The sequence below is a fragment of the Nitrospina watsonii genome, assembly GCF_946900835.1.
Lineage (GTDB): Bacteria > Nitrospinota > Nitrospinia > Nitrospinales > Nitrospinaceae > Nitrospina > Nitrospina watsonii.
The window spans coordinates 2790588-2816501 of record NZ_OX336137.1; the positions used below are offsets into that span (position 1 = coordinate 2790588).

The 25914-nt window shown below is 57.7% G+C and carries 21 protein-coding genes; 6 read left to right on the forward strand and 15 right to left on the reverse strand.

Annotation, left to right across the window (positions count from 1 at the left end; all coding sequences use genetic code 11):
• Window positions 1-208 precede the first annotated feature (208 nt).
• The 7 genes from aroB to QML71_RS13105 form a co-directional block, all read right to left on the reverse strand.
• Window positions 209-1288, reverse strand: a complete 1080-nt coding sequence (gene aroB, locus QML71_RS13075) for a 3-dehydroquinate synthase (protein ID WP_282012368.1) — start codon at window positions 1286-1288, stop codon at window positions 209-211.
• A gap of 6 nt (window positions 1289-1294) precedes the next feature.
• Window positions 1295-3160: a type IV pilus secretin family protein gene (locus QML71_RS13080; protein WP_282012369.1), complete on the reverse strand. Its 1866-nt coding sequence runs from the start codon at window positions 3158-3160 to the stop codon at window positions 1295-1297.
• Between the two features lie 10 nt (window positions 3161-3170).
• Window positions 3171-4724: a pilus assembly protein PilP gene (locus tag QML71_RS13085; RefSeq protein WP_282012370.1), complete on the reverse strand. Its 1554-nt coding sequence runs from the start codon at window positions 4722-4724 to the stop codon at window positions 3171-3173.
• Window positions 4725-4745: 21 nt separating this feature from the next.
• The gene (locus QML71_RS13090) at window positions 4746-5384 is read right to left on the reverse strand and encodes a type IV pilus inner membrane component PilO (protein ID WP_282012371.1); all 639 of its coding nucleotides are present in this window, start codon (window positions 5382-5384) and stop codon (window positions 4746-4748) included.
• A gap of 3 nt (window positions 5385-5387) precedes the next feature.
• Window positions 5388-6062: a PilN domain-containing protein gene (locus tag QML71_RS13095; protein WP_282012372.1), complete on the reverse strand. Its 675-nt coding sequence runs from the start codon at window positions 6060-6062 to the stop codon at window positions 5388-5390.
• Between the two features lie 3 nt (window positions 6063-6065).
• Entirely contained in the window at window positions 6066-7199 is a 1134-nt protein-coding gene (pilM, locus tag QML71_RS13100; protein ID WP_282012373.1) for a type IV pilus assembly protein PilM, read from the reverse strand.
• 163 nt (window positions 7200-7362) lie between these two features.
• A complete protein-coding gene (locus QML71_RS13105; RefSeq protein WP_282012374.1) occupies window positions 7363-7662 on the reverse strand; it encodes a helix-turn-helix transcriptional regulator in 300 nt (99 codons plus the stop codon).
• A gap of 400 nt (window positions 7663-8062) precedes the next feature.
• Between QML71_RS13105 and miaB the strand changes: the two genes are divergently transcribed.
• Window positions 8063-9424: a tRNA (N6-isopentenyl adenosine(37)-C2)-methylthiotransferase MiaB gene (miaB, locus tag QML71_RS13110; protein ID WP_282012375.1), complete on the forward strand. Its 1362-nt coding sequence runs from the start codon at window positions 8063-8065 to the stop codon at window positions 9422-9424.
• A gap of 168 nt (window positions 9425-9592) precedes the next feature.
• On the opposite strand, the gene QML71_RS13115 is transcribed toward miaB, so the two are convergent.
• A complete protein-coding gene (locus QML71_RS13115; protein ID WP_282012376.1) occupies window positions 9593-11041 on the reverse strand; it encodes a hypothetical protein in 1449 nt (482 codons plus the stop codon).
• Window positions 11042-11407: 366 nt separating this feature from the next.
• Between QML71_RS13115 and QML71_RS13120 the strand changes: the two genes are divergently transcribed.
• Window positions 11408-11668, forward strand: coding sequence for a hypothetical protein (locus tag QML71_RS13120; RefSeq protein WP_282012377.1), 261 nt, complete (start codon window positions 11408-11410; stop codon window positions 11666-11668).
• 300 nt (window positions 11669-11968) lie between these two features.
• Here the strand turns inward: QML71_RS13120 and QML71_RS13125 are convergent, their stop codons facing one another.
• Window positions 11969-13219: a beta-ketoacyl-[acyl-carrier-protein] synthase family protein gene (locus QML71_RS13125; protein ID WP_282012378.1), complete on the reverse strand. Its 1251-nt coding sequence runs from the start codon at window positions 13217-13219 to the stop codon at window positions 11969-11971.
• A 209-nt stretch (window positions 13220-13428) separates the two neighbouring features.
• Here QML71_RS13125 and nagZ point away from each other — a divergent pair, with 209 nt between their 5' ends.
• Both nagZ and QML71_RS13135 read left to right on the forward strand, forming a co-directional pair.
• Window positions 13429-14529, forward strand: a complete 1101-nt coding sequence (nagZ, locus tag QML71_RS13130; RefSeq protein ID WP_282012379.1) for a beta-N-acetylhexosaminidase — start codon at window positions 13429-13431, stop codon at window positions 14527-14529.
• Between the two features lie 740 nt (window positions 14530-15269).
• The gene (locus QML71_RS13135) at window positions 15270-15686 is read left to right on the forward strand and encodes a helix-turn-helix domain-containing protein (protein WP_282012380.1); all 417 of its coding nucleotides are present in this window, start codon (window positions 15270-15272) and stop codon (window positions 15684-15686) included.
• A 54-nt stretch (window positions 15687-15740) separates the two neighbouring features.
• Here the strand turns inward: QML71_RS13135 and QML71_RS13140 are convergent, their stop codons facing one another.
• Together QML71_RS13140 and QML71_RS13145 are read right to left on the reverse strand one after the other, a co-directional pair.
• Window positions 15741-17897 (reverse strand): alpha-amylase/4-alpha-glucanotransferase domain-containing protein, encoded by a 2157-nt coding sequence (locus QML71_RS13140; RefSeq protein WP_282012381.1) that lies wholly within the window; start codon window positions 17895-17897, stop codon window positions 15741-15743.
• 257 nt (window positions 17898-18154) lie between these two features.
• On the reverse strand, window positions 18155-19906 hold the full coding sequence (locus tag QML71_RS13145) for an ABC transporter ATP-binding protein (RefSeq protein ID WP_282012382.1): 1752 nt from the start codon (window positions 19904-19906) through the stop codon (window positions 18155-18157).
• Window positions 19907-20260: 354 nt separating this feature from the next.
• On the opposite strand from QML71_RS13145, the gene QML71_RS13150 reads away from it, so the two are divergent.
• Both QML71_RS13150 and QML71_RS13155 read left to right on the forward strand, forming a co-directional pair.
• Window positions 20261-20650 carry a flagellar protein FlaG gene (locus QML71_RS13150; protein WP_282012383.1) on the forward strand — a complete coding sequence of 130 codons (390 nt, stop codon included), beginning with the start codon at window positions 20261-20263 and terminating at the stop codon, window positions 20648-20650.
• Between the two features lie 36 nt (window positions 20651-20686).
• On the forward strand, window positions 20687-20935 hold the full coding sequence (locus QML71_RS13155) for a hypothetical protein (RefSeq protein ID WP_282012384.1): 249 nt from the start codon (window positions 20687-20689) through the stop codon (window positions 20933-20935).
• Between the two features lie 45 nt (window positions 20936-20980).
• Here QML71_RS13155 and QML71_RS13160 read toward each other — a convergent pair whose 3' ends face one another.
• From QML71_RS13160 to ppdK, 4 genes are all read right to left on the reverse strand, one after another.
• Complete coding sequence (locus QML71_RS13160; RefSeq protein WP_282012385.1) at window positions 20981-21541, reverse strand: thiamine pyrophosphate-dependent enzyme; 561 nt, start codon at window positions 21539-21541, stop codon at window positions 20981-20983.
• Window positions 21528-22025, reverse strand: coding sequence for a thiamine pyrophosphate-binding protein (locus QML71_RS13165; RefSeq protein WP_282012386.1), 498 nt, complete (start codon window positions 22023-22025; stop codon window positions 21528-21530). Before QML71_RS13165 ends, QML71_RS13160 begins: the two co-directional genes overlap by 14 nt.
• Window positions 22026-22084: 59 nt before the next feature.
• On the reverse strand, window positions 22085-23047 hold the full coding sequence (locus QML71_RS13170) for an NAD-dependent epimerase/dehydratase family protein (protein WP_282012387.1): 963 nt from the start codon (window positions 23045-23047) through the stop codon (window positions 22085-22087).
• Between the two features lie 182 nt (window positions 23048-23229).
• Window positions 23230-25869: a pyruvate, phosphate dikinase gene (gene ppdK, locus QML71_RS13175; RefSeq protein WP_282012388.1), complete on the reverse strand. Its 2640-nt coding sequence runs from the start codon at window positions 25867-25869 to the stop codon at window positions 23230-23232.
• Between the last annotated feature and the right edge of the window lie 45 nt (window positions 25870-25914).

Here is a 25914-nt window from a genome sequence, read left to right on the forward strand (position 1 = left end):
TTGAAGAGTCAACTGGAAGCAAAGGAAGATCGATCGACAGCCCAGGCCGTGATCGCCCGGAGATCGGATTGGGGCCCGACGCAACACCTCGGAAAACGTGTTCTGGGAAAGAGACCGTGGCGGTGAAAACGTCCATCCTAATTGGAATATAGGTAAATGTCCGGGGGAAGTCAAGCGGGGGTATGGGAATCTGCCGAAGATGCAACCGTCACTGCGAAAGCAAGACTTTTTCCAGTTCCGCCTCGGGCACGGCATCGACAATTTCGACCTGGCCCAATGCGCGCACGAGAATGAAACGGATCTTTTTCTCGCGGGCTTTTTTGTCGCGGTACATGGACTCGATGTAGTCACGCGCCGGAAAGTCGGGCAACTGCGTGGGCAGGCCGTAGCGGTGGATGAGTTTCGTGATGCGTTCCACCGTGGCGGCGTCGCAATACCTCATCTGTTGCGACAGGCGCGCCGCGATCACCATGCCGATGGCCACGGCCTCGCCGTGCTTGAACTGAATGTATTCGGTCAACGCTTCGATGGCGTGGCCGACGGTGTGGCCGTAGTTGAGGATCATGCGCACGTTGCTTTCGCGTTCGTCGCGTTCCACCACACGCGCCTTGATGGCGCACGAAGTTTCGATGATGTGCGTCAGGCAGTCGGTGTCCTGCGCCAGAATGGCGTCCACGTTGTCTTCCAGATACGCAAATAGATCGGGGTCTTCGATGACGCCGTACTTGATGATTTCCGCCATGCCGGCGCGGAACTCATCCGTGGGCAGAGATTTCAAGGTATCGAGGTCGATGATGACGGCGCGCGGCTGGTAAAAGGCGCCGATCATGTTTTTGCCGAGCGGATGGTTGACGGCGGTTTTGCCGCCGACGCTGCTGTCCACCTGCGACAGCAGGGTGGTCGGCACCTGCAGAAACGGCACGCCGCGCTGATAGGTGGCGGCGACGAAGCCGGTGAGGTCGCCAATGACGCCACCGCCCAGAGCCACCATCAAGGTGTTGCGGTCGTAGGCGTGCTGCATCAGGTGGTCGTACACCAGGCCCGCGCTGGCAAGGGTTTTGTGCGCCTCGCCTTCCGGGATTTCCACGGTACGGGATTCCATGCCCGCCTGCCGCAAACCGGCTTCCAACGCGCCGCCGTACAGATGATGGAGGGAGGGGTGTGTGACCAGCACCGCCCGGCGCAATCCGGACAGAGCGGGGACGTGGTCCGCAAGGGCCTTAAAAAGATTCTGGCCGATCAGGATGTCGTAACTCCTGTCGGCCAGATCGATTCTCAAAACTTTCATTGGTGCCTATTCGATGTTTTCCCGCACGATGGTGGGCGTAACGAAGATCAGTAATTCCGAGATGGTATCATCTTGCGAACGATTCTTGAAGAGATAACCGAGAATCGGAATCTGATGCAGAAAAGGCACCCGCACGCGGTTTTCGTTGATTTCCTGCTGGAACAGTCCGCCCAGCACCACCGTGGCGCCATTGTCCACCAGCACTTCGGAATTGGCTTCCTTGGTGACGATGGTCGGCACGTTGTTGACCTGCTGACTGAAGTCGGCCTGGTTCTGGGTGGCGGTGATCTTCATGTACACGTCCTCTTCCGCCGTGATGTGTGGTTTGACGGTCAGGTTGATTTCCGCATCGACGAACTCGATCTTCGTGCCTTCGTTGGCGGAGAAGGTCTGGTATGGAATCTCCCGGCCGCTGCGGATTTTGGCTTCCTTGTTGTCCAGCGTCGTCACCTTGGGATTGGCGATGGTGCGCGATTTTCCTTCGCTTTCCGCCGCCGCCAGGGTGATCTGCAACTGGTGATCCGCGTCACTCATGGTCAACGTGTACAATCCGGCGGGGGTCGCCACGTTCGACGCCAGGTCCACCAGAAATTCCCCGTCCAACTGTGTCGGGAATCCCGGATTGGCAACGTCGATGTTGTTGTTCAAGGTCCACTGCAAACCCAGGTCCTGCGTGAACGACCGCGCAATTTCAATGATGCGCGACTCGATCATGACCTGCGGCGTTTTGATATCCAGAGTCTTGATGACCGATTCCATTTCCTCGATCTTGTCCTCGATATCGGTAAGGATCAAGGTGTTGGTCCGGGTATCGGAAGAAATCTGTCCGCGGTCGGCGGACTTGATTTTTTCAAGATTCGTGACCATCTCCGCAATGTCGGCATAGCTGATGCGAATCATTTCGGTCACCAGCGGCTCGCTTTTCTTGGCGGCCACCAGACTGGCCTTGGGTGCGATGCGGATGATGTTTTCCTGGCATTTTCGAGCCAGTCCATAGTTGTCCAGAATCAGTTCCAATGCCGTGTTCCAACTCACGTCCACGAGGCGGACGTTGACATTACCGCTGACATCCGGCGACAACACCACGTTGAAGCCGCTGACATCCGAGATGATGCGAAAAATGTTTTTGAGACTGGCATTCTGGAAGTCGAAGGTGTAAGCCTCTTTCTGTCCACCGAGAAGCTGCGAACAGGAATCCTCCAGGCTGGCCTTTGATCCGGATTCATAGAGGGAACCGCTCTTCTTACCTTTTTTCATCCCCATCTCTTCCTCGAAGGAAGAGGCCATCTTGTTGTCAACGTCCTGTTTCTTTTCTGCAGAGGCCGCCTGAATGCGCACATCCAGACTGGTGGGTCCCGTCTTGACGATTTCGTAGCTCGCCGTCTGGCTGAGCCCGATTTCAAGACGCAGGACTTTGGCTTCTTCAAAGTACGTCGGCGTGACCGCATTGACGATGCCCTGGTTGACCTGAATGGGGCCGGTCAGTATGCCCTGAACGGTACCCGGAAAATCGAGAACCAGGCGCAACGGGTTTTCCAGTTTGAACGCGGTGTAGTTCAGTGACCCGCTGATCTTGAGTTTGATGGACGTTTCCGCGCCTTCCTGCACGGCAGTCAGGTCCTGGATTTCGTTCATGACGGAAGCGGGCGCCTCTCCGGTCATCTGAGCAACGTTCCAGGACTTTCCCTTTTTCCCAATGACGGACTTGCCGGACTTGGTGACGGAAATTTTGTTGTGTTCAATCGTCCCCGGCTTGACGGAGGCGTCGCCCTTGTCCCCCGTGGCGCCGAAAACCGGGAACGCCGTCAAACCCACAACCAGCAGGACGGCGGTCAAACAAGAGATATGAATTTTCATGTTTTTGGTTTTCACAACACGCTCCTCATTCATCGGCCGGTTTATTAAACTCCAAATATCGGGTCTGAGTCCGGATGTTGCCCTGAAAGTCGCGGACACGTTCGAGTATCGTTATTTTTTCCCGATCGATGGCTTCCACCACACCGTACTTCGGCCCCAGCAAAGACCCCACACGAATGGTATGCCCGAACGAATCCGGAGTTTCCACCAGCGCCACGGTTTCCTGCCCGTTCCAGATGAGACCGGACAGTTTCAGCTCGGGCAATCCATTCTGCAGATCGGACCCAATCTGTGAGGCCCCGATGCCGCTGGCTTTTTCGATCAGGTTTTTGTAGTTGTTGATTTCTTCTACGATCTCGGATTTGTTCATTTCCCGTAATTCACTTTTATTCTTGAACAACGCCGCGTAGTATTCGAGATCGGAATGCAGACGCGGGTCTGCTTTCTTCATGGCGCGGTACACTTCATAAGGAATGGAAGGCAAACCGTTCAGTTCCTGATCCATCCGGCTGCGGAAAAGCCGCTGCTCTTCCATTCGTTCTTTCATCCGCTCTTCACGTTCTTTCGCTTCCGCCTGCTGCTGCATCAGTGCATCCATATCCACTTCATTGATCTGCGGCACAAAGGGATCCCGCTTGTCGGTGAACATGTACCGCAAGCCGGGAGCGAACACCGCTTTCAACGTGTCGAAATCTTCCTTGGTGGATTTGAGGCGCCGCACCACTTCACTCATAGCCTGACTCGCGCGGCGGTTCATTTTGGCGATGCCCTCGGCATTGCCTTCCTGATCCACACGGTTGAACCACGCGCCTTCCGGCGATTCATAGAATCGGACCATGCGCTCCAGATCCCGGTCATTGAGGGATTTGTAACGGAACAGGTTGTCAATGATGTGCAACGAGCGCTGATGGTCGCGCAGCTCCATCTTCAGCTTCATGATCAGCTTTTCGGCGCTGGTCACCGCGAAAAAGTCGTTCAACGGAGCCACTGTGCGCAGTATCGAAGATTTGAATTTGATTTCGTAGTCCACCTGCGCCTTCGCCTTCTCCAGGCGATCCATCAATTCCAGTCTCTCTTTGTCCGGAGGCCGGTCTGTAAGGCGATGGAGGAATCCCTCATAATCGCCCCACCGCTTCATGGAGCTGGCTTCCAAGGCCGCCACTCTGCGACCCAAAGGCGACCGGAAAAACCGAATGGCCCGCCGGATATGCGTGCGATGGAACCCATCCCGGATCTGCCTGAACTTGGTGTTATAAAATTCGTTTCCGTGGAACGCCCCTTCGTACACCTCGTTGATGAGGGTGATGTGTTCCTGCGACAGCCCAAGAGAACTCAGCAGCTTGGGACTGGTGAATACACCGGGGTCCAGTTGCATGCGGGCGACCAGCGCTTTCTCCCGCTGCACACCGCTGAGCACAAACAATTGTCGAACCAGCGACGTTTTGTTTTGGGTTTGGGCGGCTTCGGCGTGTGGTGCCCAGGAAGCCAGAATCAGCATCCCCATCATCACGACAGTGGTCAAACTGCGCGCGATGCCGGTCTGCATTGGAACGGTCGATTTGTGGGTCTGAGTTTTCATAATCGGGCTCACCATAACGCTCTATTCACCCTCTTTTTCTGAACCTTCGATATAAGCGAACGTTTTCGCCTGGATGTCGGTTCTCAACAACAGCACATTTTCACGCTGGGCTTCTCCCATGTCTCCCCGCGTGACGATCTGGGTTTGTTCACGACTCATTCTGAGTTTGGAAATGTTCACCATGCGGAGCAGGCTCTGCAGGGTGTCGAAAAATCCCGCAGTGCGATAGTAATCCCCGGTGATGGTCAGAGTGATGGGGATTTCCTTGTAAAACCGTTTTTCCGCAGCTTCCTCCAGACCGAAGGAAACGATGTTCACATCCAGAAAGCGGCCCACGTCCGAGATTTTATTCAGCAGAGTCGGCAGTTGCGCGACCAGCGGCAGCTGGCGTTTCTTCTCCACCAGGGTCCCCGACAATGTCGCCACCTGCTTGGTGATCAATTCTTTCTGCGACACTTCCTGTTGATACAGGGCCAATTTGTCTTCGGTCTTTCCCATCTTGGTTTCCAGTTGCTGGTACTCTTCCTGATAAGCGCCGTATATCATGATGTAATAAGCAATGAATACACCCAAGCACAGCGCCGCCCCCACCATGATGGCATGGGGCTTCTGGAACCGGGCCAGTTTGTCGTACGGGATCTTGTCGAGAATCTTATCCATGATTCAACCTTTTTCCGGAGCGGCAAGTTTTAATACGTGACTGTAGATCGTAAACTCCTTGACCGGGCTGTTCTTTTTCCATTTCTCTTCGGTCTTCGCCAGCATCACATGGTCGAAGTACGGCAACGTCCGCAGGCGGTCCACAAAGTGAACAATCGTCTGATGGTTGTCCCCCTGTCCGGTAATCTGAATGAACTGGTGCTGCTCGTACTCGCGTCCCTCCTGCTCCGCCTTGGCGCGTTCCGCAAGCAGGGCGGCCTTGTTGACGCCGAGAAACAAATCCGGAATGTTTCCCAGATCATCCAGCGAGCGCTGCTCCACCACCGTCAACCAGACGCCCTGCGGCAGGCTGCGGCCGAGATCTTCCAGCAATTCCGTGGTGCGGCTCCGCTTGGTGCGCAATCCGTCGATGCCGGTGATGATTTCCCCGTAGCGTTCTTTTTTCTTTTTGAGTTTCTGCACTTTTCGGTAGTCCGGCGTCAACGCATTCACCTTGGCCTGGACTTCCTCGATCTCACCTTCCAGTTGCGCGATGGTGACCATCTGCCAGGCCCAGAAGAGAAAACAGGCGGCAACCGCCAGCAGGCCAGCGCTGAAAATGCCGGCGAACAGCTTTTGTATGGTGATTTCCCGGACAATGCGCTGGTAGTCGTATAAATTGACGCGAATGAGATTCATGGGTTATTTCACCTTTTGTTCTTTTTTCTTGGCCTGATTCTTTTCCTTCATCGACTCAAGATAATCGAAACGCCTGGAAGCCAGACCGATCGCCACCGCAGACATGGGGGCCATGTGCGCCAGACTCTTCTTGTCAAAGGTCGATGGGATTTTGATCGATTCGAACGGGTCAAACACTTCGACCGGGACACTCATACGGTCGGCAATCAATCCGTCCACACCCGGAATCAATGCGCCTCCACCCACCAGAAATATTTTTTCAACCTGGCTGTTGGAGGTGGAACTGAAAAATTCAAACGCCTTGTGCAACTCCTCAATGACCCCATCGAAAGAGTCGAGGATGATGTTCACGACCTCTTCCTTCTCCACCTCTTCCGGGAACACGCCGTATTTGAATGCGGCGGCGTCCTTGGGCTCGATCTGGAAACGACTGATCAGGTTTTGTGTGCACACCGCTCCTCCCACCGGGATATCGCGGGTGAAGGTACTGATGCCATCCATCAAAATGTTCAAATGCGTGAAAGTGTGCCCCAGATCCATCAAGGCCACCGATCCGAGATCCTGAACCTTGCGGCTGTTGGCCAGCGCGTTGACCATGGCAAACACATCCAGATCGACGATGACCGGCTTCAACCCGGCGGCGGCCAGCACGCCGAGGCGGCTGTCTATGATTTCATTCTGCACCGCCACCAGCAGGATGTCCTGCTTCTCCTCTTCTTCCTCCTCATCGAGGTCGAATTCCTCGAAAGCCGGAAGCCCTTCCAGCACCTGGTAATCAATGCGGACATCGTCGATGTCGAAAGGAATATACTGTTCGGCTTCCTCCTGGATGGCGTCGGCCAGTTCTTCTTCCGGCAGCACCGATACCTTGATCTTTTTGATCATCACCGCCTCGCCGGACACCGAAACCACGGCGTGACGGTTGGTGATTTTTTCGGCTGCAAGCAGGCGAGTGAGCGCATCCGCAACCAGATCTTCATCGCGCACCACCCCTTCCGTCACCGCCTCCGGTTCCAGAGGAATGAGCCCGAAATTCTTCAACTCGAACTTCCCCGGATCTCCCTCAAGCTGGGCCACCTTGATCGAATGAGAGCCGATATCTATAGCCAACAACGGAGTTTTGGCCGAAAGAAACATGGAACATCCTTTGATATTGAGTTAGGTTGTGCCTCAACGGAAACCGCGTTCCCCTGCTGCCGGAATCGGGTTCCTTTCCCTCTACTTTCATCTTAAGGCGGCTGGTGGCCTCCACCACGGCCCACCTGAATTGACTAAAACCGCTGAACCCCATCCGGGATCATCATGCCTGCTTCCTGCCCTTTCCGGTCTGCCTGCGTACCTTGACCTTGGATTTGCTTGTGGATTTGCCCTGAGCCGCGCCCCGAATATCCGCAAGTGGCGTTTCCGCAAACACTTTCGAGCGCTCCCCCAGTTTGTATCCGAGTGCAAGTATGATTTTACGTTTGGTGTCCAAGCGGCAATCGTTCCCCTTCTCAATGCGGTCGATGGTTTGCACGGTGACACTGGCTTTCCGTGCGAGCTCGGCCTTGCTCATCATCTTCGACTCGCGGATTTTGCGGACATTATTCACATTGGCCACAATATTCCCCTCCTTTAACTAGAAATTGGGACGAATTGCGCATGACTTGGATGTCGTTACTATTAAGTTTTTACGGATGCCAACCAATATACTTGAATTCAATGTGTTATGTCAATAGTTTTTTTGAATTTACTGTTATTCATTTAAATTTATATTAATTTATATAAATTTAAAGCCTGCGCTCCCCGGGCCCCGAACGGGGGATCTCCGCTGTGGGTGCGGCATGCCGGCCGCTTCCCCGGCGCGAACCGACCCCCAGTGCCCCGGACCCCCCAGCCGCTGCCCCCGGTCTCCTCCCCACCCCCGCTCGTTTCGGTCCGTCCGGTCACAACGGCTTGCTTCTTTCATCAAGACAAATCCCGGTTGGAATGATCCGGCGATTCCGCTACAATCGGTCGCCATGAAACACGTTTACCTGGAAACTTTTGGCTGCCAGATGAATGTGGCCGACACCGATCGCATGGAACTGCTGCTGTTCCACTCCGGCTACACCCGCACCCAGCATGCCGAGGATGCCGACCTGATCCTGGTCAACACCTGTTCGATCCGGGACAAGGCCGAGCAGAAGGTGTATTCGCTGTTCGGCTCGTTCCGTCCCCTCAAGCAGCAGAACCCGGACCTGTTGTTCGGCCTCGCCGGGTGCCTGGCCCAGCAGGAACAGAACCAGCTCCTGAAACGCATGCCGTTTCTGGATTTCATCATCGGACCCGACGCGGTGGAAGATGTCCCGCTGGCGGTGGAGCGGGTGCGGCGTGAGGGAAAACCTGTGGCGTGGACGGAGTTCGACCGCGAAAAACATTATTCCATCCCGGTCGTCGCCCCGGTGAAACCACCCGGCCCCAGCGCCTTCATCAACATCATTAAAGGGTGCGACAAGTTTTGCAGCTTCTGCGTGGTGCCGTTCACCCGCGGCAGGGAGAAGTCGCGGGAAGCGTCGGAAATTTACGAGGAGGCGCGCCAGTTGGTGGATCAGGGCGCGCGCGAGATCATTCTGCTGGGACAGAACGTCAACGCCTATGGCAAAAACGGGCTGCAAACGCCGGTGGCGTTCCATGAACTCCTGTACGGCATTGCGGACATCCCCGGTGTCGAACGCCTGCGGTTCACCACCAGCCATCCGCGCGACTTCACGGCGGCGACCATCCGCGCCTATCGGGATCTGGACAAACTGGTCAACCACCTGCACCTGCCGGTGCAGTCCGGCAACGACCGCGTGCTCGACCGCATGCGCCGCAACCACACGGTGGACGCGTACATGGAACGCATCGACGCGCTGAAAGAAGCGGTGCCGGGCATCGCCCTGTCCACCGACATCATCGTCGGCTTTCCCGGCGAGACCGAACGCGAGTTCGAAGACACCCTGCGCCTGATGGAACAGGTGGAGTACAGCAACAGCTATATGTTCGCCTACAGTCCGCGACCCAACACCCCCGCCGCGCTGTATGAGGATTCGGTGCCCGACGAGGAAAAGAAACGCCGCCTGCACGCCACCATCGAACTGCAATCGCGCCTGACGGAGCAACTCGGCCAGCGATTTGTCGGAGAAGAAGTGGAGGTGTTGATCGAAGGCCGTACCGCCCGCAAGAGCCTGACCTTTAAAGGCCGCAACCCGGAATACTGGATGGTGATGTTTTCAGGCGGGGAAGAAGATCTGAAACCTGGCGATACCGTTCGGGTCAAGGTAGAGAGCGCGCAGAATCATGTTCTCAAAGGAGTGTATTGTTCTCGGCCCGTCGGGACCGCCGCCACAGCCGGCCGGTAATTCCTTCCACAAAGCAAACCCACGCCCTTTATCAAAGAAACCTTTAACGTTTCCTCGTCGCCTCCGGGTGCACCCGGCCATTTGCTTTGGACGCAGTCCGCGCCCGCAGACCATCGCAGGGACTACCGGGCAGTACATCGCCTCCGGGTGCAACCCGGCCATGCCCGGTTAGTAGATGCCGAGGTTGTTGTAGATGTCTTCTTCGATGAGGTCGGCGTCGGGGGCGATCATTTGCAGAGTCATGCGCATATCGCGGATGGATTTGACATCGGGCGGTTCGAGGCGGTCGGCAAGGACCTCCAGCGTGTTGGTGCAGAATTCGTCGAGATCCGCCAGCACTTCCAGCATTTCCGCAGGCAGGTCTTCCAGGTTCACGTATTGCGACTCGAGGTAGCGGAGGATTTCGATCAGGCGCAGTTTGATGCTCACCGTCTGGTTGCGGATGTCGGACACCGGTTTCGGTTCCGGGCATTTCAGATCTTCGCAGATGCCCTGCAACAGTTTGCGCAGGAACCGGTAAAAGGCCTTGTGCTGGCGGTCGTCGTAGAAGGTGTCGCGCTTGGCGCCGAACAGCAGATCGAACACGGCTTCGATGTCGAAATCGTCGGTGGCCATCACCGAATACAAAATGGCCTTGAACTCGAGATCGGTGAACGCCAGCCCCATGTCTTCGAAAATCTCGCCCAGCGATCCGGTACGGCCGCTGGGTGTCTGTTCCACCACTTCCCACTGGTACGGTTCCGGACCCATCGGGTGCGCCGGGGCCAGGTGAATGCCCTGCCGGTCGTCGCGCACCACCGCCATCTTGCCCAAACTCTCCACCAGCTCGGGAAACGAAAACGCGGGGATCTCCACCCGCCGCTCGGTCAGGGTGAACAGCGCGTACAACAACTGCTTGTCGAGGCGCGTGGGCTGCTGGCCCTTGCGCTGCGACAGGTCGCACAACACCCGCTCCAGCCCGATGTACAACGAACGCAGACGGACGCGGTCCTGCCGCACGCGTTCCGCCGGATACGGATGCAGCGAAAACACGCCGTTTCTGTAATCCTCCAGCCGGGCTTGCAACGCATCACCGGGCTGGATGCCGCCCTCGCGGTACAGCGTCCGCACATGCCACGCCGTCACCGTGAGCATGCTCTTGCCGGGCACGAACTGGTTGACCTTGATCTGATCGGGGAAATGCCGTTCATCGCAATACTGGAAATACGGAATGACGTCTTCGATGAAAAACGTTTTGCGTTGCTTCGGCACTTCGCGCCCGGCCGGATCGTAAAACGTGAGGTCGCCTTCTTCCAGCTCGCACGACACAAACGGCGCCATCCGGTGACCCGGCACCAGCAATCCCTGCTCCTGCTCGGCCTTGCCGGGATACAACACCAGTGGGATGCGTCCCAGCCGATCCAGAATCAAACGAAACGGCAAAAAATCATTGTCGCCGACTTCGATCAGGTAGTCATGGTTGTTGAGTTTGGCTTTGAGGTGATTCAGCGTTTGTGGCGCAATGCGGCGCTGCCAACTCTCCTGAATCCGGGACACGTATTCTTCCAGAGTGAAGGGAGCTTCGGATTCGCGGATCAGGCTTTCGGCCAGGGTTTGGAGCGTCAGTCTTGATGGCATGTATGTTGAGACCCGGTTTGGTTGACGATCGATAGAGGAAAACCGGAGTCAGCAGGAACGCTTCCCGTTGAGAAGGCAGGCTATGAAGGGCCGCTTGTGGGAATCTGCGACCCGGTATGCTGGAAGAATCGTAGCACAAAAGCCACACGCTGTTAACCCCTCATTTCCGGGCACGGACTGCGTCCGAGGCAAATGGCCGGGTTGCACCCGGAGGCGATGGGCTACTGCCCGGTGCAAGCGGCTAACTACATGGTGGGTACAGACTGTAATTTACGGCTATTGAACTCCGGCCCGAGTAATTTTATAATGGGGCAAACTCAAAGTATCGCTAAACGGGATACCCCCTTTACTATTAAGGAGTGCGTCATGTCCGATCATGCCCACGATATAGAAATCACTTACCGGAAAATTTTCGCACGCCTGCGGACCCGCAAGAAGTTCGCCATCAAATCGATCGAAGGCACCAAGGTCATCATCGAACAGGATGAGGAAATCTGCGGACAGAAGGAACCGCGGAAGTTCGAACTCGACGGCGAAAAAGAGCTGGAGCAGTTCGTCACCGCCGAAAACCAGGCCGAGCGGGAAATCGAGTCGCAATTGTCCGGCAACCAGATGCCCTACCGCTAACCGGACCGCATTCAAGAAAGTCCGGGCTCCCCCTTTACAAAGGGGGAGCCCACCGTCTTGCTCCCACAGATCATCGTTCGCCCTCAACGTACCAGCCTGTTTGCTCCGGGCCACGCCCGGCCATTTGCTTCAGGCGCAGCCTGCGCCCGCAGATCATTGCAGGGACTACCGGGCAGTAGCCCATCGCCTCCGGGTGCAACCCGGAATTTGCATCAGGCTCAGCCTGCGCCCGCAGACACACCATCGCAGGGACCACCGGGCATCAGCCCGTTGCATCAGGCGCAGCCTGCCAAGGCCTGCTTAGAATTTGCGCAGGACGAGGGCGGAATTTTTGGAGCCGAAGGAGATGCAGTTGCTGATGGCGACCTGGGTGCGGGCATCGCGGCTTTCGTTGGCGATGTAGTCCATATCGCATTCCGGGTCGGGATTGTCCAGGTTGATGGTCGGTGTCAGCACGCCCTGCTTCAGCGACATCGCCGTCACCGTCACCCCCAGCGCTCCCGATGCCCCCTGCGGGTGCCCCACCATCGACTTCGTTGAACTCACCGGAATTTTCATGGCGTACCCGTTGAGCGCCTGCTTGACGGCAAGGGTCTCGATCTTGTCGTTGAGGATGGTCGAGGTGCCGTGGAAGTTGATGTAGTCCACATCCATGTCGCTCAAACCGGCATCCTTCAACGCCAGCTTGATCGCGCGCGTGGACTGTTTGCCGTCGGGCATGATGGCGACGCGGTGGTAGGCGTCGCAGGTGGTGCCGTAACCGACGATCTCCGCATACACTTCGGCGCCACGGCGGCGCGCATGCTCCAATTCCTCCAGCACCAGCATCCAGCTGCCTTCCGCCAGCACAAAGCCTTCGCGGTCGCGGTTGAACGGACGCGACCCGCGCGTCGGGTCGGTGTTGAAATGCACCGGGTTGGCGCGCATGCGCTGGAACCCGGTCATCATCGCCGGCGTCACGCAGGCTTCGACGCCGCCGGTCAGGAACCAGTCTTCCTGGCCGAAACGGATGGCGTTGAAGGCATACCCCAACGCATCGGTCGAACTGGTGCAGCCGTTGGAGATGACATGGCTGCGCCCCTGCAACCGGAAACGCATCGACACCTCGCTCGACAACATCCCCACCAGGGAGTTGGAGATGGCGTAGGGGCTGATCTTGTGTTTGTCGTCGGAGTAAAAGAAGCCGAACTGCTTCTCTGAAAAATCCATACCGGAACCGCCGGTGCCGACCAGCACACCGAGGCTTTCGAAATCCTCTTCCGTGAACGCGTCGAAATCCACACCCGCGTCTTCAAACGCTTCCGCCGCCGCCGCCACGCACAGGGGCACCGAACGCGGCAGTTTTTTGAGTTCGGTCTCGGAATAGTAGCGGGTGGGATCGAAATCGCACACTTCTCCGGCGATCATGCAGTCCAATCCTTCCGGATCGAAACTCTGTATGCGCCCGATGCCGCTGACCCCGTTGCAGGTGTTTTTCCAGAATGTTTCTTTACCGATGCCGTTGGGACTGACCGCCCCGAGCCCGGTGATGACCACGCGTCTTGGATGCATAAGCGAACAAATCAACTCGTAAACAATGTCGAAGTATCGGGATTCTATCACAACCCGTTATTCATATTATATACGGGTTGCTCCCTTTCCCGCTGCAAGACCTCACCGGGTGCGCGGTCGGAACTATTCTCACAAATCCGTTTTAATGATATGCTTTGCCGAACCGCAAACGCATCGTTTGCACAGCCCTCGACCGGAGCCCGCTTTTTTTGAAACCCCAACTTTCTCTGCGCGAACAGACCGGACAAATGCTCCTGGCCGGGTTCGACGGCACCACCGTCACCCGAGAAACGGAGGACCTGATCCTCAACCACCACGTGGGCGGGTTCATCCTGTTCGACCGCAATTACGAAAACCCGCAGCAGTTGCACGCATTGACCCGCGACCTGCAACAGGTGGCGGCGGCATCGGCTTCCGGTCTGCCCCTGTTCATCTCCGTCGATCAGGAAGGCGGGCGCGTGGCGCGGCTGAAGGCCCCGTTCACCGAGTTTCCGCCAGCGCTCGGTCTCGACCGGACCCGGTCCGAAGACCTGGCCTATGAATTCGGCCGCGCCCTGACCCGCGAGTTGCACGATGTGGGGGTGAACATGGACTACGCGCCGGTGCTGGACGTGCATACCAATCCCGGCAATCCCGTTATCGGCAACCGCGCTTTCAGCACCGATCCGCACTGGGCGGGCGTGCTGGCCACGGCGTTCATGCGGGGCTGCCGCGACTCCGGCGTGGTGCCTGTCGGCAAACATTTTCCGGGACACGGCGACACGCACCTCGATTCGCATCACGACCTGCCGTGGGTGAGCCGCGACGTCGCCAGCCTGCAAACCATCGAGCTGGAACCCTTCGCCCACGCCATCCAAAACGGGCTGGAAGCGATCATGACCGCGCACGTCATGTACCCGGCCTGGGACGACCGCCTGCCGGCGACCTTTTCCCGTCCCATCCTGCATAATATTTTACGAGGACAGATGGGCTTCAAGGGAGTCCTCATTTCCGACGATCTGGAAATGAAAGCGGTGGAACACCACTTCCCGTTTGACAGCTTTGCCGAGCGCGCTGTGGAAGCGGGGCTGGACATGCTGCTCATCTGCCACCACCGCGACAAGGTCCTGGCCCTGCACGAACAACTGATAAAAGGCATCGAAGGCGGGGACATCGCCACCGGCCCGGTGGAACGCTCCGTGGAACGCATCCTGCACTTGAAATCCAAACTCTCCCCCTTCCCCGAGCGGCCGCCGGAACCCGCTGGCTGGACCTCCTACCACCAGCCTGTGGCCGACCGTTTGCGGCAGGCCTCCGAATATCCCTCCTGAATCAGAAAAGCGATTTTTTATCCCATCAACTTAGGAGAAACGAATCAAACCTCAGGCCTCCCCAAAACCAAACAATGTATCTAAATACAATGTTTGAGCGGCCCCACGCATGGAAGCGACCCGATACCAAAATAAAATAAGCCCGGAATGGCTCTTATTTATGAGCCGGGCGAAAAAAAAGTTTTTATCGGAGGGACCTAATAAACGGCCGGCGGCACGAATCCGGTTTACGCCCAGTTGCCCCGTACTTTATACGGTATGGGAGATATCTATTCCGGGCATCCCGTTCCCAGGCTTAAATATTTTTTGAATACGAACACCCCGATCAGCGTGAATCTTGGTTTGCTCCCCGCCAACTCCTTTTCTGGAGACCATGTCACAGAGTGCAGTTTTCGTAATTCCAATATTATCCATCCTCCTAATATTCGGCTTTTCAAATATTAAGATTATCAAGTTCGAACCCTCCGAAGCCCGCGATTCCCCAGACAGCCTGTTATCCCTGAGTTTTCAAGGTTTTGGTTGACTAAAATGCGGAATTGGCTAGTATTGGACTGCACTTCTACAATCCGCACGTGCTGCCTTGTTGGGAGCAGATGGCTGGTACACGAGTCCGGCCCACCCATCCTCCTTAATAAATTTAATAGGGAAAAAGGGGTTTATTAGTACGATAATGAATGAGGGTCGGGTGCGCTCGGTTTTCATTACCATTTTTCTGTTATCAATCGTTCATTGATTTCATCATGCCAGAAAAAAAACATAAAGGTACGGCCAAGCATCTGGGATCGCGTTTGCGGCAATGGCGCAAAACCATTCCGATGAAGTCCTACGAGCTGGCCAAGCTGATCAAAATATCTCAAGGGTCGCTTTCCGACATTGAAAACGAAAAGTCGTTGCCCTCTGCCGATACCATCGCCAAGTTGTACCAGTTTTCCAACCTCAACATCGTCTGGTTGCTGACCGGCAAGGGTCCCATGACCCGCGACGAGTCGGCGAGCGCTCAGGAAGAAGGCATGGTCAATTCCATGCTGGAGCAGTATGGAGAGGATCAGAAACTGCGCGAGGTGATTGAGAAGGTGGTCCGCATCTACAAAAAAGGCGGACTGGAAAAGCGGGCGCACTTGATAGGCTTCGTCAACGGAGCCGACCCGGGCGAATAAGTCCCGGTTGCCGCCTCCCCTTCTTTTTCGGAATTCCTGCCCGAATTCGACGCCTCAACCGTTCGTCCGGGACAGCGTCAACTGCAAGGCAAAGGCCTGAGAAGCGCCTGCGTCGAGACGCAGTGCCTGATGGGCCACCAGGCAGGACCCCTGATAGGTGCGTTCGAACCCTTCTTCCGACTGCGAAATCGTTTCGACGGGATACCACCACCAATCCAGCGCGGGCTCCACATCCAGCGTCAACCGGAACCCGAACGCCTCGTCCTGCATTCCAAACGTTGCAACCTCCTCCAATCCGCCCTCGCTGTCCATGCGCGGCCGCTCTGCGCCCAAAGCGGGTGACACGTAATACCGATCCGGTGCATTCCCCGCCAGCAGGGTGAAATTCATCTCTTCCGCCCACAGCACATCGAGCGGCCGGTCGCCCCGGTGCGTGACCGTCACCTGCACTGCGATCTCGCCTGCGTCCGGCGTAAAGGTGTAGCGCTTGCTAACGGTCACCGCCTGCGGCACACCGTCCTGCATCACGCGCCCGTCGCGCTGCAATGCCAGCTCGAACGGTTGGTGCGCGGCCCCTTCGGAACGATGCATCACCGCATAGGGATGCCCTGCGAAATCGCCGAGTTCCCGGTAGCGGCTGGATTTGATATCGGCAAGTGTGGTGTCTCCTGGCAAAAAACGTTCCAGAAAGGAATAGCGCTCAAACACATCGTAAACCAGCCGGTCCTTGAGGCCGGGCTCTTTCACCCGCACCCGGTCGTGAATGGACGCGGGCTGCGCCTCGTCCTCCATGTCCGCCGCCTCGGCTTTTTCCAATTTGCGGTGGTAGGCTTCTTCCCGGCGCTTGAGTACGTTGCTGAGATTGAAACAGGCGGGGCGGTGATCCAGTTCGAACAATCCGCCGCCGTAAGCGGGAGCGATGGCCGCGGTCATCACCGGATTCGACACAATCACTTCCTCATGCCCATCGTGGTTGTAATCCAGCACCTCCACCGTGAGGCCGCGATCGGCGCCGTCCAACAACGTGTCGGCGATGTTCTCTGCCGCAATGAGGTGGTTGTATAAAGCATGCCTTAAATAATTCAAGTACAGTCCGCCGAACAGGCCGTGCCACTGGGCGCAGTTGCACTGGCCGCGATACAGTTCCCGGAGCGCGCCGCTGTCTTGCTGCTGTGCGGCCGGCAACCGGTGCACCTTGCGGCTGACGTGCAGCATCTTCTTGTGCATGAGGTTGCTTTCCTCGTACTTGGTGAGGAAGTTGTCCCACTGCCCGCCCCGTAAAAACGTGCGGTACCCCGCCTCATCCATGCCCTGTTTCTTGAGGTCCGCCTTCAACGCTTCAAAGCGTGACGCCACGCGGTGCGGCAACGCCCATTCCATCATTTCATCATAAGAAGCCATCGGCAGATAAACGCGCCCCACCGGCGGCGTGCGGTCGATGTATTCGCTGAACGTCACCGTCTCCAGCCAGTCGTGGCTCGCCTCAAGGGCGGTGAACAGGTTGTTGAGGTAACCTTGTTCGTACACCCATTCATAGGTCTCCGGCCAGCCGCCGAATTTTTCGCCATCGTCGGCGTAGGTGACGGCGTCGAATCCGTTTTCGTCACGGAACCGCTTGAGGTGTTCGAGCGTCACGTCCGGCAGATCGAACGGGATCGAGTAGCGCAGGGTTTTGCTGATGGGAAAGATTTTGAGCGCGTGTCCCTGGTTTTCGGTGATGAAGTAGCCGTGGATCTGCTCCGCCTCCAGCCCGGCGTAATAAAAATGCGTGTCGTCGAGAACGGTGTACTCAATGCCCGCTTTGGCGATGAGGCTGGGCAGGGTGGGCGACCAGATGCGCTCCGCCAGCCACAGGCCGCGCGGCGTGACGCCGAACTCGGCCTCAAGAAATGCGTTCATCATGCGGATCTGCCCCACCGCATCTTCCTCCGGCAGGCTGGACAGGATGGGCTCATAAAAGCCGCCGCTCATGATTTCCAATCGGCCGGACTGCGCCATCCCGCGCAAACGTTTGAAAAAGTCGGGGCGGTGCCGCTGCATCCATTCCAACAGCGGCCCGGTGAAATGCGCCGCGGTCTTGAGCGTCGCGTGCGGCTCCAGCACATCGAAGTAGGGCCGGTAACTTTTTTCGAACAGCTCTTCGAACACGCGGTCGAAGTTGCCCACCGGCTGGTGATTGTGAACACCGAACAGCAGTTTCAACTTTGGCATGGAGATTCCATTGTTAAGGAGAAGCTTGCATCAGCAAGAGAAAGCAACCCATAGATTCTTCGCTTCGCTCAGAATGACACGCTGGGATTTGAGTTGTCATTCTGAGGCGCTGCAGGCGACGAAGAATCTATGTGTTAACCAATAATAACAGTTATTCAAACCTTTCGGCTTATAGTCAGTGCAGAATTCGTTACGTAGAGAGTAATTCAAAATCCGGTGGGGCAATACGAAAAAGATCGGGTGGGGGGAGTGGATGCTCAGGCTTCTTCTTCCAGCGTCAGCGGCGCGTCGTCGAACAGGCGCAGGCTGTAGAGGTGGTGGTACAGGCCTTCCTTCGCCATCAGCTCCGGATGCGTGCCGATCTCCACCACGCGACCCTTTTCCAGGACCACGATCTTGTCGGCGGTGTGCACGGTGCTGAGGCGGTGGGCGATGATGAACGTGGTGCGGCCTTTCATCAGTTTCTCCAGCGCGTCCTGAATCAGGCTCTCCGACTGGTTGTCGAGCGACGAGGTGGCCTCGTCGAGCACCAGGATGCGCGGGTCTTTCAGCATGGCGCGGGCGATGGCGATGCGCTGGCGCTCGCCGCCGGACAGCTTGACGCCCTTTTCGCCGACGATGGTGCCGTAACCGTTTTCGAGGTTGCGGATGAAGTCCTCGGCGTTGGCGGATTGCGCGGCGCGCTTCAGCTCGTCTTCGGTCGCGTCCAGTTTGCCGTACAGGATATTGTCGCGCACGGTGCCGCCGAACAGCAGCGTTTCCTGCGGCACCAGCGCCATTTGCTTGAGGAAGGCGGTCAGGTCGAGTTCGCGCAGGTCGTGGCCGTCGATGCGGACCATCCCGGCGTCCACATCGAAGAAGCGGTGCAGCAGTTGGATGAGGGTGGATTTGCCGGCGCCGCTCGGCCCCACCAGCGCCACACGTTCGCCCGGCGCGATGTCGAAATGAATGTCGTGCACCACCGGGCGCTCCGGCGCATAGCCAAAGGTCACATGGTCGAATTCGATGCGGCCCTCGACCTGCTCCAGCGCCACCGCGTTGTCCGGCGTGGTCACCTGCGGCTCGAGGTTCATGATCTCGTTCACCCGGCGGATGGCGCCCAGCGCTTCCTGCACCTGCGTGTACAGGCGCACGAAGGTGCCAATGGGTCCGGCGATGATGATGGCGTACAGGAAAAACGCCGCCAGCTCGCCCGGCGTCGTCGTCCCCGTCATCACCTGACGGCCGCCGTACCACACCAGCGCCGTGGATACCAGAAACGTCAGGAACAGGATAAACGGACCGAACGCCGCCGAAATTTTCACCTTTTTCACTTCCGCATCGAACGCGTCCTCGATGCCGCTTTCAAAGCGTTTCTGTTCATGAGGCTCGCGGGTGTAGGACTTGACCACCTTGATCGACGACACCATCTCTTCCAACACCACCGCGGCCTTCGCCAGCCGGTCCTGCACCTGCTCCGACAGATCCTTCAACCGCTTGCCGAAGACGCGCGCGAACAGCATGAGCGGCGGCAGAATGAGCAGGATGAGCCCGGTCAACTTCCAGTTCAGATAAAGAATGATCGCCAGCCCGCCCAGCAACGTGATGGTCTGGCGCAACACGGCGACCGGGATGGAGATGAGGGCTTTCTGGATCACCGTGATGTCGTTGCCCATGCGCGACAGGATTTCACCGACGCGCCGCCCGTGAAAAAAAGACAGCGACAACCGCTGGATGTGGCCGAAAAAATCCATGCGGAAGTCGGCGGTGATGCGGTTGCCGACGAAGCCGAGAATGTAGTTGGTGGTCACCCCAAACACCATCTGAAAGGCGATGAGGACGACCAGATCAAACGTCAGGCTGTTCAGCGCTTGGGCATTGTTCTGCACCACGACAGCATTGATCACGTTGCGCACGATCAACGGCAGAATCAGCGTGATGACCGATGTCAAGGCCAGGCACAAAAACGCAAAGACGATGTTTTTCGTGTACGGCTTCGCGTACCGGAGGATTTTGGCAAACTCTTTCATTAACGCTGAAACACCCTGATGTGAGTAGAAGGCCCGGCCCTGAGAGGCCTGCCGGAAGCTGTCTGGCGAAAACGTTCATCATACCGTTTAGGCCGCTTCAATTCAATAAGTCCGCGCCCGGAAAATCCGCAAAAATCCACCGGAAATCAACCCCTTTCCCGTTTTCTGGCACTTCCTTTTCGGATTGCCCTCATTTTTTAAAAAAAATCTTAAAAAGGCCCTCAAGTTCCCACAGGCGGCTGCCGTTGAGAAGTACGGGATCATTGTAGGGTCCGGCCCGGACCTCCCAAAACGGTGATTCCCGTGCAACATGAACCAGGGCGAACCCAATTTTGTATCGTGAGGTGATGCACCATGGCAACCGAACTCAACCAACCCGTGGGTCCGAAGCTGACTCCCAACACCCCGCCTGCGCAGGCCAGTGCCGCTCGTCCGGCAACCGCCGCCCAGAACGCGCCGTCCGCGCCGCGGGTCACCGGGAATCCGCAAAATGCCAGTGAGGACACCGTATCCATTTCGGCACGAGGGTTGAAAGCTTCCGTTTTCACGCGGAACGCTCCGGAAACCAGAAGTTCCAATAATCCGCCGAAACCCGTGCGGGACGTCACGGAAGACAACCAGATCGTGGTCAAGTTCGTGGATCCGGAGAACAACGAAGTGGTCCGGCAGATTCCGTCCGAGGAATTCCTGCGGCTGAAAGAAGCCGTCGGCGATCTGGTGGAAGAACACCGGGAAGATTCCTGAACTGGAAAACGGCAACCCTGAATCCCTGAGGATTTCATGGACATTTCTTCGATAGGATCGTTGCTCCCTGCAGGCCGATCCGGCTCCGCCCCCCTCGACGTGGGCCAGGAAAAAGTGACGCTGCGGGGTCAAAACACGGCCAACAACAACCGCGCCGCGCAGACGCAGGCACCGCGTCCGGTCGCCCCGGCATCGGCTGCCGAAAATACGGGCGGGGTTCTTCCCCCGGACGCGAGCAACCTGATCGCAGGCGCACGCGGGCAACACATCGATACACGCGCCTGACCGGATTCCTCCCGGCGGCACTCAGCCGGTTTGTGAAAACGCTTGCTAGCTGGTGAGCGTTTCCATGAACCGGCTTTTTATTTCTTCAGGGGTGTGGGTCACGCGGCCATTGTTGGGATCGAATCCCGGCTCCACCTTGATCAGCAGGAACGTGGGGCCGTCTGCGGCGTGCAGTTGTTCGTAGGCGGGTTTCAACTCTTCCTTCTTCGTCACACGCAGCACCTGCGTGTAACCGGAACTCTTCGCCACCTCTTCCAGGCGGATGGCGCTGGACAGCGACCGCTGTTTGCCGGTCGATTCGTACACTTCATTGTCGATGCAGATGTGCAGCAGGTTTTTAGGCTGGGCGGCGGCGATCATCGCCAGCGTGCCCATCGCCATCAGCACATTGCCGTCGCCATCCAGAATGATCGTCTTGCGATCGGGGCGCGCCAGCGCCACACCGAGGCCGATGGAGGAAGCGAGGCCCATCGACCCGATCATGTAGAAATTGCCTTTGCGGTCGTCCACGTTGAAAAACTCGCGGCTGATGTAGCCATTGGCGCACACCACGGGTTCGGCTTGCAACAGCGGCGCCAGTTCCCGATAGACCTCAATGCCTTTCATCGAACATGCCTTTCTTGACCAGCATCGTGTAGGGCAGGTGCCGGCCGTACGCACTCTCGGCACGTCCCAGCAGGTCATCGACGTTGGCCTCGCCGATCACATCGTACTCCATGCCCGCCGTCTCCAGCAGCTTCTCGTTGACGTCGCCCATGATGATGTGTTCCGGCGCGTCCTTGCCGCCACAGCCGCGCCAGCTCATGATCACCAGCACCGGCAGGTTGTAAATGAGGTTGAGCGACGTGAAGGCGTTGAGGCTGTAACCGAGGCCGGAGTTCTGCATCAGCAGCACCGGTTTTTTGCCCGCCATGAACGCGCCCGCGCACAGGCCCACCGCCGCATCCTCGCGTACGGAAGGGTAGTACGGCACGTCCTGGCGCGCTTCCAGCGCGGAGATCAGCCCGGACAGCAACGAACACGGGACTCCGGTGAAGAAGTCGTAACCGCGTTCCCTTAATTTTTCAATGAAGGATTCGGATGCCAGCATGCTGAGTGTGCACGAGGAGCGATTTGGCTGGAGAGGCGTTCACCGGGGTGAGCCGTCGTTCACCAGTTCTCGATCTTGCGTTCGCCTCCGTAGGTCATCTGCAGTTCGTGAACTTTTTTGATGTAATCGAGCACACCGTCGCGACCGCGGAAGGTGACGCCCAGGTCGCGCGCCGCCTGGTTGGACATGGGCACGCCGTTCTCGCCCATCGTGCCCTCGACCTCGCCGAAGGAATCGATGGCTTCGGCGATCATCTTCGCCAGGTCCATGTTGTGGATGTGGTCGTCCACCAGGTGGTAAATCTTGCCCGCGCTGTCCTTGTTGCCCAGCGTGTTGACGATGGCCTGCACCACGGAATCGACGGACACGTACTTGGTGCTGCCTTTCACGTCCACGTTGTAATTGGTCGCCAGAAAATCCACCGTGTTGAACCACTCCGACTTCTGGATTTCCGGCCGGACCCCATACGTCAGCACCGGACGGATGATGGAGACGTCGAAATAACGGCTCTTCTGGAAAAAGAAACAGAACGCTTCGATGGCGGACTTGATCGAGCCATACAAAGTGCCCGGCTGCACCGGATGGGATTCATCGAGGGGATGCTGTTCGTCCACCGTCGGCAACACCTGGCCGAACACATTGCAGGCGCTGATGAAAATGAACTGCTTCACCTTGGCGCGGCGCGCCGCTTCCAGCAGGTCGAACGATCCATTCACATTGACATTCACCAGCTGGTCGGCGGTCTGCACGGGGCCGGGGAAATGCGCCATGTGGACGACCACATCGCGGCCTTCCACCAGCTTGGCGAGCGACTCCTTGTCCTCCAGCCCACCGATGACGTAGTCCACTTCTTCAAACGGTTTGAGGTGCTCGACCACGCTGCCTTCACGGATGAGGGCGCGCACGTCGAAGTTCTCCGCACCCATCGCCGGGTCGGCGGCCTCTCCCGACTTCGTTCCATGGAGTCGGTTGATCAGGTGGGACCCCAGCATTCCGGTGATCCCGGTCATCGCGATCTTCATTACTGAACCTCCGTGCCTTTCAAAACCGGCAGCCTGCGCCGGAGTGCGGTTGCGTTTCGGAATTGTCCCTCAAACGGCCTGCTTCCACCGCAAGACGATACAATTTCATCAGAATGGGACAATTATGGTGGCCCCCATTTTTGAAGTCAACCCGATTCTGGAAACCGTGAACGGAAGGGAAATCAGGGCTTCGGGTCGCGGATGGCCGCCTGCGCCGCGGACAGCAGCGCCGTCGGCACGCGGAACGGGGAGCAACTGACGTAATCGAGCTTGATGCTGTTGAAAAACTCGATCGATCTCGGGTCGCCGCCGTGCTCGCCGCAGATGCCGAGATGGATTTTTTTGTTGGCGGCGCGGCCTTTTTCCGCCGCCACCCGCACCAACTCACCCACGCCGCTGACATCGACGCTGACAAACGGGTCCCGCTCCAGCACGCCCATCTCGATGTATTCCGGCAGGAACATGCCGGAGTCGTCGCGGCTGAGGCCGAAGGTGGTCTGTGTCAGGTCGTTGGTGCCGAAAGAAAAGAAGTCGGCTTCCGGCGCGATCTCATCGGCGGTGATGGCGGCGCGCGGGAGTTCGATCATCGTCCCCACCTTGTAATCGAGTTTCACCTTGGACTTCTTGATGATCTCCTGCGCCACTTCTTCCAGTTGCGCGCGGGTCTGGCGCAACTCCTCAACATGGCCGACCAGCGGGATCATGATTTCAGGAAACACCTTGGTGCCCTTCTTCACCAGCTTGCACGCGGCTTCGATGATGGCGCTCACCTGCATCTTGTAAATTTCGGGGAACATCAGCCCCAGCCGGCACCCGCGCAGGCCCAGCATGGGGTTGGCTTCCTTGAGCGAATGGATCTTCTTGCTCAATGCCGCCGGCGACACCTTCATCTGTTTGGCAAGCGCCTTGATCTCCTTGGCGTCGGCAGGCAAAAACTCATGCAACGGCGGATCGAGCAGGCGGATGGTCACCGGCAGGCCTTCCATCGCCTTGAAAATTTCGGTGAAGTCGCTGCGCTGGATCGGCAGCAGTTTTTTGAGCGCTTCGTCGCGGGCCTTGTCCTTGTCGGCGACGATCATCTTGCGCACCAGCAGGATGCGGTCCTCGTCGAAGAACATGTGCTCGGTGCGGCACAGTCCGATGCCCTGCGCGCCGAATTCACGCGCCACCAACGCATCGTGCGCGGTGTCGGCATTGGCGCGCACGTTCAGGTTGCGCACCTTGTCCACCCAGCTCATCAACTGCGTGAAGTACCCGGTCACGCGCGGCTGCACCAGCTTGACCTGGCCCTGCATGACGCGTCCGTCGGCGCCGTCGAGGGTGATCGGGTCCAACTCCTTGATCTCGACGCCGTTCAGCCACGCTTTCTTTTTGCGCACATCGACGCTGAGTTCGCCGAGACCCGAAACGCAGGGTTTGCCCATGGCGCGCGCCACCACGGCGGCGTGCGACGTCATGCCGCCTTTGGCGGTGAGGATGCCCTGGGCCACGCTCATGCCGTGGATGTCTTCCGGCGAGGTTTCCATGCGCACCAGGATCACGCGTTCCTTCTTGCGCGCCATCTCCGCCGCCGCATCGGGCGTGAACACCACCTTGCCGGTGGCAGCACCCGGGGAGGCGCCCAGTCCCTTGCCCAGCACCTTGACCTTGGTCTTGGGATCGATCATGGGATGAAAAATCTGATCCACCTGGTCCGCCGGCACGCGCAGCAGCGCTTCCTGTTTGCTGATCAGGCCTTCGTGCACCATGTCCACGGCGATGCGGATCGCCGCCGCCGCGGTGCGTTTTCCCGCGCGCGTCTGCAACATGTACAGCTTGTTTTCCTGGATGGTGAACTCGATGTCCTGCATGTCCTTATAATGATTTTCCAGCGTCTGGTACACCTCCAGCAGCTCCTGGTAGCTGTCCGGCATCTCTTCTTTCAGCTTGGTGATCGGCTGCGGCGTGCGGATGCCCGCCACCACGTCCTCGCCCTGGGCGTTGATCATGTACTCGCCGTAAAATTTCTTTTCGCCGGTGGCGGGATTGCGCGTGAAGGCGACGCCGGTGGCGGAACTCAGTCCCATGTTGCCGAACACCATCGACTGCACATTCACCGCAGTGCCCCAGTCTTCCGGAATGTGGTTGAGCCGGCGGTAATGAATGGCGCGCGGGATGTTCCACGAGTTGAACACGGCTTCGATCGCCATCTTCAATTGCTTGATGGGCTCGTCCGGGAACGCGTTGCCGGTTTTCTTTTTCACCAGCGCCTTGAAGTCCTTGATGACGGCCTTGAGATCGTCCACCAAGAGGTCGGTGTCGAACTCCACCTTGCGTTTGTTCTTTTGGCGCTCGAGGATGGTTTCGAAATGCCCGCCGTCGATGCCCAGCACCACGTTGCCGAACATGGCGATGAAGCGGCGGTAACAGTCGTGCGCGAACCAGTTGTTGCTGGTCTTCTTGGCGAGCCCCTTCACGGTGTCCTCGTTGAGGCCGAGGTTCAGCACCGTGTCCATCATGCCGGGCATGGACACGCGCGCACCGGACCGCACGGACAACAACAGCGGGTCCTTCTTGCCGCCGAAATCCTTGTCCATCACCTTTTCAAGATTTTTGAGATTCTTGACGATCTCGTCCCACAGGGACGGAGGCAGGGTCTGGTTCTTTTTGAAATAATAATTGCAGGCTTCCGTGGTGATGGTGAAGCCGGGCGGGACATGAATGCCCAAAGAGGCCATTTCCGCCAGATTGGCGCCTTTGCCTCCGAGCAACTCCCGCATCTCTGATTTGCCTTCGGTCTGGTCGGCTCCGAAGAAATAAACGTACTTGGGATTTGGACTCATTATCGTGAAAACACCCCGTTTTAAGAGGCGTGTAAGGAATTGACT